The 14,608-nt window shown below is 57.1% G+C and carries 15 protein-coding genes and 1 pseudogene; 9 read left to right on the top strand and 7 right to left on the bottom strand.

What is annotated here, in order from left to right; genetic code table 11:
* Nucleotides 1-23: 23 nt before the first annotated feature.
* The gene (gene inhA, locus AOA62_RS25000; RefSeq protein ID WP_017135326.1) at nucleotides 24-704 is read right to left on the bottom strand and encodes an isonitrile hydratase; all 681 of its coding nucleotides are present in this window, start codon (nucleotides 702-704) and stop codon (nucleotides 24-26) included.
* A gap of 90 nt (nucleotides 705-794) precedes the next feature.
* On the opposite strand from inhA, the gene AOA62_RS24995 reads away from it, so the two are divergent.
* Nucleotides 795-1,763 carry a GlxA family transcriptional regulator gene (locus AOA62_RS24995; protein WP_017135325.1) on the top strand — a complete coding sequence of 323 codons (969 nt, stop codon included), beginning with the start codon at nucleotides 795-797 and terminating at the stop codon, nucleotides 1,761-1,763.
* Here the strand turns inward: AOA62_RS24995 and AOA62_RS24990 are convergent.
* The 6 genes and pseudogenes from AOA62_RS24990 to AOA62_RS24965 form a co-directional block, all read right to left on the bottom strand.
* Entirely contained in the window at nucleotides 1,733-2,659 is a 927-nt protein-coding gene (locus tag AOA62_RS24990) for an alpha/beta fold hydrolase (RefSeq protein ID WP_099550087.1), read from the bottom strand. The genes AOA62_RS24995 and AOA62_RS24990 overlap by 31 nt on opposite strands.
* Nucleotides 2,660-2,868: 209 nt before the next feature.
* On the bottom strand, nucleotides 2,869-3,498 hold the full coding sequence (locus tag AOA62_RS24985) for a BRCT domain-containing protein (RefSeq protein ID WP_099550086.1): 630 nt from the start codon (nucleotides 3,496-3,498) through the stop codon (nucleotides 2,869-2,871).
* A gap of 12 nt (nucleotides 3,499-3,510) precedes the next feature.
* Nucleotides 3,511-3,751, bottom strand: a pseudogene (locus AOA62_RS32550) (hypothetical protein).
* A gap of 56 nt (nucleotides 3,752-3,807) precedes the next feature.
* Entirely contained in the window at nucleotides 3,808-4,356 is a 549-nt protein-coding gene (locus AOA62_RS24975; RefSeq protein WP_099550085.1) for a GNAT family N-acetyltransferase, read from the bottom strand.
* A 123-nt stretch (nucleotides 4,357-4,479) separates the two neighbouring features.
* The gene (locus AOA62_RS24970; RefSeq protein WP_099550084.1) at nucleotides 4,480-6,306 is read right to left on the bottom strand and encodes a glycoside hydrolase family 15 protein; all 1,827 of its coding nucleotides are present in this window, start codon (nucleotides 6,304-6,306) and stop codon (nucleotides 4,480-4,482) included.
* Nucleotides 6,299-7,099, bottom strand: a complete 801-nt coding sequence (locus AOA62_RS24965) for a glucose 1-dehydrogenase (protein WP_099550083.1) — start codon at nucleotides 7,097-7,099, stop codon at nucleotides 6,299-6,301. Before AOA62_RS24965 ends, AOA62_RS24970 begins: the two co-directional genes overlap by 8 nt.
* Before the next feature lie 256 nt (nucleotides 7,100-7,355).
* Here AOA62_RS24965 and AOA62_RS24960 point away from each other — a divergent pair, with 256 nt between their 5' ends.
* Genes AOA62_RS24960 through cysC form a run of 8 tightly spaced genes read left to right on the top strand, consistent with a single transcriptional unit; the run spans nucleotide 7,356 to nucleotide 14,549 of the window.
* A complete protein-coding gene (locus tag AOA62_RS24960) occupies nucleotides 7,356-8,072 on the top strand; it encodes an HAD family phosphatase (protein WP_017135319.1) in 717 nt (238 codons plus the stop codon).
* Nucleotides 8,073-8,097: 25 nt separating this feature from the next.
* Nucleotides 8,098-9,321 carry a transaldolase family protein gene (locus AOA62_RS24955; RefSeq protein ID WP_099550101.1) on the top strand — a complete coding sequence of 408 codons (1,224 nt, stop codon included), beginning with the start codon at nucleotides 8,098-8,100 and terminating at the stop codon, nucleotides 9,319-9,321.
* The gene (locus tag AOA62_RS24950; protein WP_099550082.1) at nucleotides 9,318-10,046 is read left to right on the top strand and encodes a sulfotransferase family protein; all 729 of its coding nucleotides are present in this window, start codon (nucleotides 9,318-9,320) and stop codon (nucleotides 10,044-10,046) included. The genes AOA62_RS24955 and AOA62_RS24950 overlap by 4 nt, the downstream gene beginning before the upstream one ends.
* 10 nt (nucleotides 10,047-10,056) lie before the next feature.
* Nucleotides 10,057-10,782: an SDR family oxidoreductase gene (locus tag AOA62_RS24945; RefSeq protein ID WP_017135316.1), complete on the top strand. Its 726-nt coding sequence runs from the start codon at nucleotides 10,057-10,059 to the stop codon at nucleotides 10,780-10,782.
* Nucleotides 10,779-11,915 (top strand): hypothetical protein, encoded by a 1,137-nt coding sequence (locus tag AOA62_RS24940; RefSeq protein WP_017135315.1) that lies wholly within the window; start codon nucleotides 10,779-10,781, stop codon nucleotides 11,913-11,915. Before AOA62_RS24945 ends, AOA62_RS24940 begins: the two co-directional genes overlap by 4 nt.
* A gap of 12 nt (nucleotides 11,916-11,927) precedes the next feature.
* The gene (locus tag AOA62_RS24935; protein WP_099550081.1) at nucleotides 11,928-12,698 is read left to right on the top strand and encodes a bifunctional 2-polyprenyl-6-hydroxyphenol methylase/3-demethylubiquinol 3-O-methyltransferase UbiG; all 771 of its coding nucleotides are present in this window, start codon (nucleotides 11,928-11,930) and stop codon (nucleotides 12,696-12,698) included.
* Nucleotides 12,699-12,708: 10 nt separating this feature from the next.
* Nucleotides 12,709-13,938: a nitrate/nitrite transporter gene (locus AOA62_RS24930; protein ID WP_099550100.1), complete on the top strand. Its 1,230-nt coding sequence runs from the start codon at nucleotides 12,709-12,711 to the stop codon at nucleotides 13,936-13,938.
* Entirely contained in the window at nucleotides 13,935-14,549 is a 615-nt protein-coding gene (cysC, locus tag AOA62_RS24925) for an adenylyl-sulfate kinase (RefSeq protein ID WP_099550080.1), read from the top strand. The genes AOA62_RS24930 and cysC overlap by 4 nt, the downstream gene beginning before the upstream one ends.
* The last annotated feature ends 59 nt before the right edge of the window (nucleotides 14,550-14,608 follow it).

Raw genomic sequence — 14,608 nt, 5'->3', positions numbered from 1 at the left:
CAGAATTTGCTGCGCAGGTGCCATCAGCCCAACCGCGCCGCCGCCCGCGCCACAATTTCACCGCGCACCCGACGCGATTCCGCCGTGCGCTTGTGGGCTTCTTCCAGCACATGTTCAGGCGCGGTGCTCGGGCTGCCCGCGTCAAACGGCGGTGCCGGCGCGTATTCGATCTGCAACTGCACAAGCTGTGCGGCGGCTTCGCTGTACAGCTCGGCGGCCAGGGTCAGTGCGAAATCGATCCCCGCAGTAATCCCGCCACCGGTGAACAGGTTGCCGTCACGCACCACGCGCGCTTGCACCGGGATGGCGCCCAGCGGGGCGAGCAGGTCGTGGTAAGCCCAATGGGTGGTGGCCTTGCGGCCGCGCAGCAAACCGGCCGCGCCGAGCACCAGTGAGCCGGTGCATACCGAGGTCACGTAGCGGGCGGTCTGCGCCTGGGCTTTGAGGAAGTCGAGGGTTTGCGGGTCTTCCATCAAGGCGCCGACGCCGGAACCGCCGGGCACGCACAGCACATCCAGGCGCGGGCAGTCGGCATACGTCGTGGTCGGAGTGAACACCAGTCCGGTGCTGGAGGTGATCGGTGCCAGGTCTTTCCACACCAGGTGCAGCTTCACATCCGGCAGCGACCCCAGCACGTCATAGGGGCCGGTAAGGTCAAGCTGCTGGATACCGGGGAACAACAGAAAACCGATCTGCAAGGTCATGAATCAAGCTCCGATAAAGGGGTGGACGGCTTCACTGTAGAGGCCTAGGCTTTGGCGAATACGCCATTGAGCCCACACATCACGCCAATCATGACCCGGATCATCCACGTTCTCGCTTTTGAAAATGCCCAAGTGCTCGACGTGACCGGGCCGTTGCAGGTGTTCGCCTCAACCAATGACCTGGCGCGCCAGCGCGGCCTGCCGTTGCCTTACGCGGTTTCGGTGGTCGCCGCGCAGGATGCGCCGGTGATGACCTCCGCCGGCCTGGCGTTGGTGGCCGAGCCGCTGCCCGCGCTGGATACACCCTGCGACACATTGGTGATCGCAGGCGGTTGGGGCGTGTATGGCGCTGCCGAAGACCCCGCGTTGGTGCAGTGGGTGCGCGAAAAGGCCAGGCACACACGGCGCATGACGTCGGTGTGCACCGGGGCTTTTTTGCTCGCCGCCAGCGGCTTGCTCGACGGCTGCCGCGTGGCCACCCACTGGACGCGCTGTGAAGAGCTGGCGCGCAAGTTTCCCGCGCTGACGGTGGAGTCCAACCCGATCTTTATCCAGCAAGGTGCGGTGTGGACCTCCGCCGGTGTCACCGCCGGCATCGACCTGTGCCTGGCCCTGGTGGAAGAAGACCTGGGCCGCGCCGTCGCCCTTGAAGTGGCGCGGCATTTGGTGGTGTTCCTCAAGCGTCCGGGCGGGCAATCGCAATTCAGCGCGACGTTATCGCTGCAAAAGGGCGACAGCCGTTTTGCCGACTTGCACGCCTGGATGGCCGAAAACCTTACCCTGGATTTGAACATCGCCACGTTGGCCGCCCAGGCTGGCATGAGCGAGCGCAGTTTTGTGCGCCACTACCGCACCGAAACCGGCCAAACCCCGGCACGCGCCGTCGAACTGATCCGCGTGGAAACGGCGCGGCGGCAGTTGGCCGACAGCACGGCGTCCATCAAACGCATTGCCGTGCAGTGCGGGTTCGGCTGCGAAGAAACCTTGCGCCGCAGCTTTCTGCGCGCGTTATCGGTGACGCCCCAGGCTTACCGCGAACGCTTTTCGCCGGTGTCGTGAGCGAGCAGTTCAAACAGCGCCTCAAGGGTCACCTGCGGCGCTTCCTGGAACACATTGTGGCCAACGCCCGGCAACACCTGGCGCCGATACTCGCCGCTGAAGCACGCCACATCGTCGTCCTCGACCGGGGCCGGGCCGACGCCATCATCGGCACCGCACAGCGAAATGCTCGGCACCGAGATCGGCGGTTGCAGCGCCAGTGCCTGTTCGATGGCTTCCAACGCCGGGTCGCCGGGGGCGTACATGAAGCGATGGCGATAGGAGTGAATGACCACCTCGACAAAATCCGGGTTATCAAATGACGGCGCGGTCTTGGCGTAGAGGCTCGGCCCTTCGGCCCAGGTCGGCGACCACAGCTTCCACAGCAGCTCGCACAGCTCGCGGCGATTGGCAGTCAAACCGTCCACACCGCGCTGGGTGTGAAAGTAAAACTGATACCACAAGCGATGCTCTGTCTCGGGCGCACCCGGCTTGAGTGAGTTGGCGATGTCCTGAATGTTGTAGCCATCTCCCGTCACCAACCCACGTACGCGCTCGGGCCACAGCGCGGCGACGATACACGCGGCGCGGCCACCCCAGTCATATCCCGCCAAAGTGGCTTGCGGGATGTGAAGGGCATCCATGAAGTCCAGCAAATCCTTGGCCAACGCCGCCTGTTGGCCGGAGCGCATGACCTGCTCATTGATAAACCGCGTCGGGCCATAGCCGCGCAGGTAAGGCACCAGCACGCGGTAGCCACGCTCGGCCAGCACCGGCGCGATGTCATCGTAGCCACGCGGGTCGTAGGGGAAACCGTGCAGCAGGATAATCGGCGCGCCGCCTTCGGGGCCGTGGGCTTCATAGGCCACGTCGAGCATGGAGGTGCGCACGTAGAGCAGCTGGGCGAGTGGGTTCATGGTGTAAATACCAAATGATTGATCGAACGATAGATACCTGTAGCGAGCGAGCTTGCTCGCCACAGGTCAGGGTCAGGCCAACGTTGCTGGAACTCTAGCTCAAGCCGATGACGGTGCATTGCACGCTTGAAGTCAGTTGCCTGACTTGTCTAGCCCGTCGGTTGCGGTGCGCCAGTCTGGGACGTGAATGAGGATGGAAATGATGGGATTCAACCGAACACCACCTGTTGCCAGTGGGTTTCGCTGATGATTGCGATGGGAACGCCGCTGTTTCGCAACGCCACTGCTTTCTTGATTTTCGTACCGTAGGAACTGTGGAGCCACTGCTCATTGCCAATGCTGCCCACCACCAGGAAATGGACTTTTTTACTAACAGAGTTTCCGATCACGCCTCCTCGTTCGAGTACGAGCGACTCGCAGTCTTTGCGAGGGCCGTATGCCATGACTCCTGTAAACAGGAAAACCCTGCCCTGCCAATCGAGCTCAGGAACCGGGTCGTTCAACGGCAGGCTGCTAACGCCTGTCGTGCGCTGAGGCGCCCCAATTGGAAGGCCCGAGAATTGATGCAGTATTTCCAATAGCTCGTTCGACTCATCTTCATCCAGCACACCGTCGCTCAGCATATTGGCGAGACGTTGATAAAGAATGTTAACGACCGGATCTTCAAGTTGTATCAGATGGGTCTCTATCCAAGTTTTGAGAAACTCGGCTTCCCTTTGGTTGATTTTGCCATCAGCCGTCAAGCCGGCGGTAATCCCGACCAATGCATCGGCAGAGCGTCGGTCAATACGTGCCTGGTGAAAGAAAATGCTTCGCTCGAATTCCTTATGAAGATCCATGCGTCCTGCTCCTTAAGATTCAGATTCCGTGGTCTGATTGATGTACTTCGCTTTGTCGGGCGTGAACGTAACCATTATGTGAGTACGCGAGCACGTTTTAGGGACCTCCTGCTCAGGATCAATATCCAGTTGCCAGTGCCCGACCAACCTCCCAACATTTGATCAAGCCTTTATCGTAGCTTTCCCACGTTTCGCTGCAGCTCAATATAGGTCGGATCGGTGTGCTTACATCTCTTTCTAGGCACAGGATCATATTCATTCCTTGAATATCAGGGCGCGTTAAGTGGCATCGGTATCGTTATAGGCCTCTCAGTGGTCGTCTATACACTCTTGCGCCAATAACCCCAGCACCCTCAGGTCATGCCGCTGGCCATTCCAGAACCCTGCGTCTCGTAATGTGCCTTCGGTTTTAAAACCCAGGCGTTTCAATAGCGCTACAGAAGCAGTGTTCTGCGGGTGCACCAAGGCTTCGACGCGATGCAACTGCATATGCTCAAAGCCCCAATCGAGCATGGCCTGCAAGGCTTCGTTCATCAAGCCCTGCCCACGAGCAGCAGGTGCCAGCTCGCAGGACAACGCGCAACTGTTCCAGGCGCGGTTCCACTTGAACAGGCCGCAGCTGCCGATCAATTTGCCTTGGTGTTCAAGGCCCCAACGTGTGCCTGGGTTTGGGTGGGTGCGCCACTGGGCGAACGTTTCGATCAGGGCTTCGGCCTGGGGGAGGTCAGTCATCGGGTCGACGCCGAACCAGCGCATGCTCGCGGCATCCGCGTGGATGGCGAACAGCGCGGGGGCGTCGCTCACTTGCAGTTCTCGCAGGTGCAGGCGCGGGGTAGCGAGGGCAGGAAATCCGCTCATGGCGCTAGTGTCGCGAAAACCGGCTCGCGATCAATGATTTTGGCAAAAGCATGCCACCCCACATCTACCTCCAAGTTTTCCGAGCAGTCTAACGACGGGACTGCCCATTGTGCACAGCCCACCTCAGGGTTGCCACACGGTCTTTTCCCCACTGAGCTTACGGTCCAAAAACGTCGCCGCACTGATCAATGCCAGGTGGCTCAGCGCCTGGGGCGTATTGCCCAGGTGACGGGCCTGGCTGTCGAACTCTTCGGCGTACAGGCCCAGCGGGTTGGCGTAGCGCAGCAGTTGTTCGAATTCCAGGTGGGCTTTCTCCACTTGGCCGGCGCGGGCCAGGCATTCGACGTACCAGAACGAGCACGCAGTAAAGGCGCCTTCGGTGCCTTGCAGGCCGTCGATCTGGCTGTCGTCGTTGCGGTAGCGATAGACCATGCCGTCACGCACCAGGCTTTTCTGGATTGCTTCCAGGGTCGACAGCCAGCGCGGGTCGGTGGCCGCGACGAAGCGCACCAGCGGCATCAGTAGCATCGAGCCATCCAGTGCGGTGCTGCCGATATGTTGCACAAAGTGCCCGCGCTCTTCGTTCCAGAAATTGCTCCAGATATCGGCGTAGATGGCCTGACGGGTCTGGTCCCAGCGTGCGAATGGGGCCGGCAGCGAGCGTTTGGAGGCCAGGCGGATTGCGCGGTCCAGCGCCACCCAGCACATCAGCCGCGAATGCAGGAAGTGATGCTGCTCGCCGCGCATCTCCCAAATCCCGACATCTTTCTGGTTCCAGATTTCGCAGACCTGGTCGGCCACTTCCACCGTGTGTTTCCAGCCTTCGTGGGAAATCGCCTCGCCATATTTGTTAACCAGGTACACCGCGTCCATCAGCTCGCCGTAGATATCCAACTGGATCTGGTCGAACGCCTCATTGCCGACGCGCACCGGCTTGGCGCCGCCGTGCCCGGTCAAGTGATCGAGTGTGGTTTCCGGCAGCTCCTGGCGCCCATCAATGCCGTAGAGGATATTGATTTTGGTCGGCTGGCCGCAGCAATCGCTGACTCGGCCTTTGAGCCAGCGCATGTAGCTGTTGGCTTCCTCGACAAAGCCCAGGCGCATAAACGCGTAAACGGTGAACGAGGCGTCGCGGATCCAGGTGTAGCGGTAATCCCAGTTGCGTTCGCCGCCGGGTGATTCCGGCAGGCCGAAGGTGGCGGCAGCGATGATTGCGCCGTGTTTGCGTGAGGTCAAAAGCTTCAAGGCCAATGCCGAGCGGTTGACCATTTCACGCCAGCGCCCACGGTAATTGGATTGCGCGATCCAGCCGCGCCAGAACTTCAGAGTGCGTTCCAGGTACAGGTCGGTGCAGTCATTGGTGACGCGTGGGTCGTCGGCGCCACCGAGGACAAATTCGGCGCCTTCCTCCTGGCTCAGGCTAAAGCTTGCGACTGCCGCGTGGTCTTCGAGGTTCAGCGGATGGCTACCGACCAGGCGCAGGGCGGGCTGGCCGTCAGCCGTAAACAGCACGCCACCGTTGTCGGTCGTCGCCTGGGTTTGTGCGCGGGAATAGTCATGGCGCACGGCGCAGCGCAGGTGAAGGGTGGCTTTGCCGCTGACCACACGCACGCGGCGAATCAACAGCGGCAGGTCGTCGACGTCTTCGCCAACGGTCAGCAGGTCAGTGATTTCCACCACCGCTTCATCACTCAGCCAGCGGGTTTGCAGCACATTGGTGTCGGGCAGGTAGATTTGCTCGCGACGTGCGTTGGGCAGGTCAGGGGTGAGTTGGAAAGCACCGGCCTCGGGCGAGTCCAGCAGCGAGCAGAAGATCGACGGACTGTCGAATTCCGGCCAGCAGAAAAAGTCGATGCTGCCTTTGTCGTTCACCAGCGCTGCGCTACGCATATCGCCGATGATGCCATGGGCATCGATGGCGCTCTGTTGTTCATTCTTGAAATCAACCATTGCCACGAAACTCCGGATAAAGGCTCATGCCGCCATCAATAAACAAGGTGCTGCCCACCACGTAGTCGGAGGCATCACTGGCCAGCCAGACCACCGCATTGGCCACGTCTTCCACATCGCCTACGCGACCGTAGGGAATCAACTTGAGCAGTTCTTTTTCAGCCGCGCCTTCAGTGGCCGCACGGTTAATTGCCGTACGAATCGCCCCTGGCGCGATGCCATTGATGCGGATGCGCTGTTCACTGACTTCCTGGGCGAGGGTGCGCATCAGCATCTCCACACCGCCCTTGGAGGCTGCGTAATTCACATGCCCGGCCCACGGGATGAGCTGGTGCACCGAACTCATATGGATGATTTTGCCGGCCGCCCGCGAGACACCGTCGCGAATGCCTTGGCGATTGAAGATCCGCACGGCGGCGCGGGCGCACAGGAACTGGCCGGTGAGGTTGACGCCGATCACGGTGTTCCAATCGTCGAGGGTCATGTCGACCAGATTGGCGTCTTTTTGCAGGCCCGAGTTGGCCACCAGAATGTCCAGGTGACCGAAGGCCTCAAGGGTCTGGGCGAACAGGCGCTCCACGTCGGCTTCTTTGGACACGTCACCGCCGATGGCAATTGCCCGCCCGCCGCCTGCGTTGATCTGCGCAGCGAGGGCTTCGGCTGGCGCCGCCTGGGAGTTGTAGTTGAGCACCACGGCCGCGCCGGCTTCGGCCAACGCCTTGGCTGCGCCTGCGCCGATGCCGGAACTGGCGCCGGTGACCAGGGCCACTTGTTGCTGCAAGGAGATCTGCATTGCCCACCCACCGTTCTATGAGAGTCCTTTGTGCTGACTGACACGTGTCGGTAGAAGTTCAGCAGTCGCAAATGGGTTTTTCGATTGAAGCGCTTAGCTTTTGGGAATAAAAAATACAATATAAATAATTAAAAGTAATTAATAAACCGCTAAAAATCGTTTGACAGGATTTTTCTCTAGGCGTCTTATAAGCACACCTAAATGTGCTCCGCTGGTAGTTCAGAAGTCATCGCGGATATACCTATAAGAGATGCCCATGTACCCATTGGCCTTTATAGGGGAACTACCAGTTCAGGAGGCTGCGCCTGTCCGCGTGGGCGTGCCTAAGTTAGTGATCTTCGACTGCGACGGTGTACTTGTACACAGCGAAGAAATCACCCTGTCTGTATTGATCTCCCTGCTGAATGAACAAGCACGTCGTGATGCACCAGAGGCTACGGGCCTTGACTTAGTAGAATTTATTGAGCGCTTTCGTGGGCGCAAGATTGCCGACTGCTTACGTGAAGCTGAACGGGTATTGAGTATTTGCCTGGACAGTCAGTTTGAAGAAGCTTTCCGTCAGCGTGCACGGATCGATTTGACGGCGCAGTTAAAACCTACCGATGGAATAAGAGAAGTACTGGAGGGCCTGACGCTACCTTTTTGCGTAGCCTCCAGTGCGCCCCGTAATAAAATAGAACACTGTTTACGTCTCACGGGACTGTTGTCTTATTTTGAGGGGCACATATTCAGTTGTTATGAGTTAGGGCGTTGGAAACCAGACCCTTTAGTATTTTTAACGGCGTGCGCTGCTTATAACGTCGACCCCCGTGATGCATTGGTTATTGAAGACAGTGTTGCCGGCATTCGCGCGGCGGTTGCGGCGAATATAAGCGTGTTGGGTTTTGGGCCCGTGGGCCGACATTTAATTTTGGCTGATGCCGGGGCGTTGCCTTTTTCCAATATGCGTGAATTACGCACGGCGCTAGCGTGATATGACTACTCAGGGAGGAGGTGTTGTGAAGACTTCAGGTTATACAGAGCGGCTAAAGGGTAATGATCAACGTTCGGAGGTCTGGTGGGATTCGTCGCCTGCCGTCTATGTGCCTTATAAGAAACACTTGCTTGAAAAATACCCGGCAGCGTCCGGCTGCATAGAGCAGTTAATGCCAGACACATTTTCGCAACCCGGTGGGTTCAGCAATGTGACGACAAACCCTCGACTGGTCACTGCGGTGATTCTTGAAAGACGCGAGTATTGGTTGTCGCGGTTTAATCTTGCCAAACTGGCGCCCCAAGAGTTGCGCAGGAAACTGTACGACGAAGTGATCGTGCAGGGGGCTGCGGACCTGAAGCAACGCTGGGTTCAATCCGGGCAGTGTGAAGGCTGGATTAGCGCTCAAGTTGATCCGGTCGATGTGCGCTGCGCTGAACGCATGACTGCCAGGGGAGTGGCGCTGCGTCAGTTGTCTGCGAATGTGATGGTGAAGGTCCCCGCAAGCCAGGAAGGCCTTACGACTGTCGAGCACTTAGTGGCGCAAGGAAGTTCTCTCAACATCACGTTCTGCTTCACTGTTTCGCAATTCAAGGCAGGCATCCAGGCAATAGAGCGTGGAAGGGTGACTGCACGCAGCAAGGGTGTTGACACAAGCCATTGCAAGTACGTGATCACGTTCATGATCGGCCGCTTCGCCTGTCAACCCGAGCTTGCGTTACAAGCGGCGGAGCGTGGCCTGACGCTGAGTCCAGAGGATCTGCGCTGGGCCGAGTTGCTGGTTTATGAGCAGATACAGGCGCTGGTCTCGGCGTCTTCCGTTCCTGTCAAAACCCTGCTTTCCAGTATAAAAGTCGATGTCGACGAGCGTGGAAACAAGCATTGCTGGCACTTGGAGAAGACCGGCTTGTCGGCGACGTGCTACACACTGACGCCGGAGGTGGTTGAGTTTTTGATTGAGCGCGAAAGTCGCGGTAAACCTGTATTTCCTGCAGGGGAACCCTTGAAGCCCCCGGCTTCGACGCTCGCGAAGTTGTTTCGTATTCCGTATTTCTGCGAAGCCTACTGCCTGGATGGCATTGAGCCTTATGACTTTTGCAATCATGAGGCTTTTATCAACACGTGCAATGAGGCCAACAGTGCGCACCGACGCTTGGCCGATTTTTGCACTCGACTCTGCCCCCCTGTGCACGCTTTCAGTCGCTCGCTCAGTGCGATCATGGCGGCCGAATATGGGGTGCTCGTATGAACAAGATGGTCGGGTTATGGGCGCACCCCCGTTCTCGTTCAACGGTGTTGGAGCGCGTGTTTATCGAGCGCAAAGACTTTGAAGTCTTCCACGAGCCGTTTGCTCATATGGCATTTTCTGCAGACTCTGCCATTCCTTCGGATGAATGGGATCATAGTTTTCCAACCACGTATCAGGGCATAAAAGAACGACTGGTCAAGGCCAGGGAGACGGCCAGCGTATTTCACAAAGACATGTGTTATCACTGCCTCGATGACTTAAAAGTAGACGTGGACTTTCTGGCGCAACAAGACAATATCTTTCTTATTCGGGAGCCCGCCAGCAGCATTCTTTCGCATTATCGAATACACCCCAACATGCCGTTGCAAGCCATCGGGCATAAAGCCTTGTATGAGATCTTTTGTGTGGTCACCAAACTCACCGGCAAAGTGCCCTATGTGATTAATGCTGATGACCTGGCGGCAGCGCCGGAGCGCGTGATTGGCAAACTGTGTGACTATTTGGATATTGAATTTCTGCCGCAAGCCATGGTGTGGAAACGCGAGTGCCCTCCGCAATGGAAAACCTGGCGAAGTTGGCACGTCGCCGCAGAAAACAGTGAGTGCATTATTTCGTCGAGTAAGACTCAGCCCGATAAAGAGGTTCTCGATAATACGCCAGCGTTAAAAGCGATGTATGACTATCACCGGGTTTTTTACGCGCGCATGAACGAATTCTGTCAATAGGAAACAGGGCATGAAAAAATTGATTATTACCGGTGCCGCTAATGGAATTGGTAGGGCGACACTGGAGCAGGCGATTGTTGATGGTTACTTTGTGATTGCCGTCGATAAGGACGTGGATGCGCTCAACACCTTGCAACAGACTTACAGTGCGAGTGTATTAGAGACACAGGTTGCCGATCTTTCCAGTGACGCTGTGATCAAGGGCTTTATTCCAAGCCTGTATGAGCGTCATGCCACTATCTATGGGTTAATTAATAATGCAGGGCTGTATCACGGCAAAAGCATTTATGCCTATTCCGATAACGAAGTGGATGAAATGCTTAACGTTAACCTTAAAGCCTTGGTTTACCTTTCCAAAGATTTCGCCGAACGCGAAATGAAGCACGAAGCACCGCGCAGCATCGTCAATATCACCTCAGTGGCAGGGGAAGTGGGCAGTTGTGATGCCCTGTACGGCGCCACGAAGGCTGCAGTGATCGGTTTGACCAAGGCCAATGCCTGGAACTTTGCCCCTTTTGTGCGGGTAAACGCGGTGTCTCCGGCACTGATTCACGACACGGCCATCTACGACACTATTCCTGAATATCGGCGGGCTGAATACGCGCGCCAGGAAATTCTTAAAGACCCCATCCTGCCCAGTGGTGTTGCTGAGGTTATTTTGCTGTTGGTCGGTGAAGGTTTTCGTCATATGACCGGCAAGGTTATCCCGGTTGATAACGGAGCCTACCCACGGTGAGCCAGCCCATACCGAAGAAAAAGTTGCTGTTGGTGGGCGCAGGTAATTTGTGCCTGCACATTCTCAAGATTCTGGCGCCCAGGAACAGGTTCGAGTTTGTCGTGCTGGGGCGCAACGAAGAAATGACCATCCGGATGTGTAACCTGGTGACGCTGTCGTGCGCACAACTGGAGCAGTATGTTGCTATCTCGCCAGTGATCGCGGACTTGACGGATATCGGCAGCGTTACCCAAGTGCTTCGGGAACATGCGCCGGACATCATCGTGAACTGCGCCTCGTTGCAGTCATGGAGAGTGATCACCGGGTTGCCCAAACACTCGTTCGAACAACTTGACCAGGCACAGTTCGGTCCCTGGTTACCCATGCACCTGACACTGATGCATGACTTGATGCAGGCAGTGAAGGCTTCCGGTATCACGACCCTGACCGTCAATGCGGCCTTTCCTGACGCCGTCAATCCGATTCTGGCCAGGGTCGGTCTGGCCCCAGACATCGGGGTGGGTAATGTCGCCAACCTGATTCCGGCCGTGCGTTTCTCCATCGCGCGGTTGCTGAAGTGTTCTCCCGCTGACGTGGAGGTGATGCTGTATGCCCAGCATTATTTCAGCCACTACGTGCCACGGGGCGGACGGCCCCCGCGTGCCAGCTATCGCTTGTTGTATGAGGTTCGCGGCCGGCGCGAAGTCGCTCGTCTGTCCGATGAGGTGATTTTTTCTACGGTGAAATCCGAGTTTCGTCGCTTGGGCGGGGTTGATGGGCAGTTTCTAACCGCGTGTTCTGCGGTCACCGTGATCGAAGGGCTGTTCTCACCGACGCCGGTACTGGTGCACGCGCCCGGTCCGTTGGGGCTTCCGGGCGGCTATCCGGTCTGGCTTCAGGACGGACGCATCAATGTGCAGTTCTCCGACAAATGCCCCTACGACGACGCGGTGCGCCTTAACAGCATTTGCCAAAGCCACGACGGTATCGACGAAATCCATTGTGACGGCTCGGTCACCTTCAACCCCAGGTGCATGGCAATCATGCAGACGATGCTGGGGTACTCCAAGGACATCATGTCGGTTCGGCAGTCCGCGGACTGTGCTCGGGAGTTGGCGGGAAAGTACCTGTCTTTCAAGAATTCAATCGGCTAGGAGCGGTGTGCCATGAGTCAAATTCTGGGGTATGAACACGAGGAAGTAGCCAATTACTCAACTCAATATTCGTCGGACTTTGTCGAGCGCTGGGACGCGTTGATTGATTGGGAAAAAAGAAAGGCCGGCGAGAAGGGGTTCTTTGAGCAGTTGCTGAAAAGTCACGGTGTGAGTTCGGTGCTGGATGTATCCACGGGCAGTGGTTTTCATGCCGTGCAACTCACACAGGCAGGTTTCAAGGTGGTCGCTACGGACGGTAGCGGCACGATGTTGAAAAAAGCCCGGCAAAACTTCCTTGAACGTAAATTGGCTATTGAATCCCACCATATGGAATGGCTTGACCTCGACCCGGACGTGCTGGGCACGTTCGATGCCGTAGTGTGCCTGGGCAGTTCACTGTGCCATGTGTTTGAGGCGCACGACCGCATGAGCGTGCTGCGCAAGTTCAGGGCCTTGCTCAAGCCAGGCGGTGTGTTGATTGTTGATCAGCGTAATTTTTTTGCTATCCGCGCGGGCAACTTCAAATCCAGCGGCAATTATTATTACTGCGGGGCCAGTGCGTCGGTCAGCCTGGGAAGGGTCGATGCACAGGTGTGCGAGTTCATTTACGACTTTGAAGATAAACAACGCTACAGCCTGAAAGTGTATCCGTTATTACCCAAAGAACTGGCCGACGAGATTCAGGCTAGCGGCTTCTCTGCCCATGAAGATTACGGTGATTTTCAGCGTGACTTCGACAGGATGAATTGTGATTTTGTCATCCACACCGCCCGCGCCGTGTGAGGGCGTCATGATGAGCACACTCGTACAGAATAATTCTCGCGCGCTGGACAGCGTGGTGCTGGCAGTCGTACTGACAGGGTTTGTGGCCAGTACCTATGGGTTCGGCGTTTACTTGTTCGCCAACCTGGTCGTTGATATGCGCCGAGATATCGGCTTTGACTACACCACTGTGGGCTTGATCACCGGCGGCGCACAGATCGGCTTTCTGCTGTTTTCTTCGGTCACCAGTTACATCAGCCGTTTTTTCGAAGGTTGGAAAATCAGCCTGGTATCCACCGTGGTGACGTCTCTGGCCCTGCTGGGCTTGAGCGTCAGCGACAGCATTTGGTTGTCGGGTGGGTTGTTGATTTTGCTGGGAGGGTGCTCCGCTTCGGTTTACATCCCGCTGGCAGAAATCGTCACCAAGGGTTTCAGTCCAGGTAATCGCTCCCGGGTCATGGGGCTGATCTCCAGTGGCACCAGCTATGGCGTGTTCATCAACGGGTTACTGGTGTCGTTTCTCACCTTGCAGGGTGGATGGCGCTCGATCTGGTTGACCGCCGGCCTTGTGTCATTGGGCCTCTGTTTCGTGGCCTGGTTTCTGTTGCGTAACATGGGGGCGGAGCAGGCGGCTGGTTTTTCAGGTGAGCGCTCGCGGTCGCTCGATGGCCACACGCCATGGCTGAGCCGTTCGCTGTACCTGATCTGGGGCATCGCCTTTCTCAATGGGATGGCACTGCTGCCGTTTCAGACTTACCTGGCACCTTACCTGCGCGATGAGTTAGGCGTTTCGGTACAGGACGCAGGGTTTATCTGGACGACGATCGGCGCTGTAGGGATGGCGTCGGGCTTTTTGGTGGGATGGGTAGCAGACAAAGTGGGTGCCAGGGCGGCCTTGGCCCTGTGCTTTCTGAGCGCGGCTCTGGCAGCCATGCTGATGTTCAGTTTTAACGCTATCGCGTTGTTCTATTTGGCGGCTTTTTTGTTTGCGCTGGCGTTCTACCCTATCTTCGGGCTGGTCCCCAGCTATATCGGACAAATCGTTCCGGTCAACCGGCTGACGCAGGCATTTGGCATTGCCAATGTGCTGATTGGCCTGGGTGGCGTGTGCGGTAACTTTCTGGGCGGGCTGTCCAAAGACCTGACAGGGTCGTTCGCGACAGTCTATTGGGTGGTTTCGCTGCTTCTGTTATTGCAATGCGTGATGGTGTTCATGTTGGGCAAACAGCCTGTTTCGCTGACGGAGGGAGAACGGTCATGAGCTATTTTGCACAGGGCCCACAACAGAATTTGCATGAGTTTGCGTTCAGCCACGCGCGTGCCGAACAGTCACTTATGACGCAAATACCTAGGGTCATTTGGATGACTGGCCTTTCTGCCTCCGGGAAATCGACCATTGCCGATGCGCTGGATATTGCCTTAAGGGCCCAAGGCCGGTTTACCTGCATCATTGACGGCGATTCGGTACGCAGTGGGCTTTGTCGTGACTTGGGGTTTACCGACAGTGATCGGGATGAAAACATTCGGCGGGTCGCTGAGGTGGCGGGTTTGATGGTGGAGGCGGGACTTATCGTCATTGTTGCGCTGATCTCGCCGTCATCGGCCAGTCGGCATTACGCGCGCTCGATTATTGGCAACGACCATTTTGTAGAAGTCCACGTGGATGCCCCACTGGCAACTGTCGAACAGCGGGACCCTAAAGGTTTGTATAAAAAGGCGCGATCCGGGCTGCTCAAGAACTTTACGGGTATTGATTCGAACTACGACACTCCGCTGTTTCCTGAAGTGCATCTGCAGACCCACGTGTTTTCGGTTGAACAATCGGTCGGGATCATTCTTGATTGGATGGCGCGTGCGCAGGCCCCTGCTTAGCCATTGGTCTTCCAGCTACGGGGTGGCGACTTCGACTCCAAGAAACGAGGTATTCTCTG

Source organism: Pseudomonas sp. 2995-3, assembly GCF_002742565.1.
GTDB classification, from domain to species: Bacteria; Pseudomonadota; Gammaproteobacteria; order Pseudomonadales; family Pseudomonadaceae; genus Aquipseudomonas; species Aquipseudomonas edaphica.
Note: the sequence above shows the minus strand (reverse complement) of the source record. Positions and strands in the feature narration are given on the sequence as shown.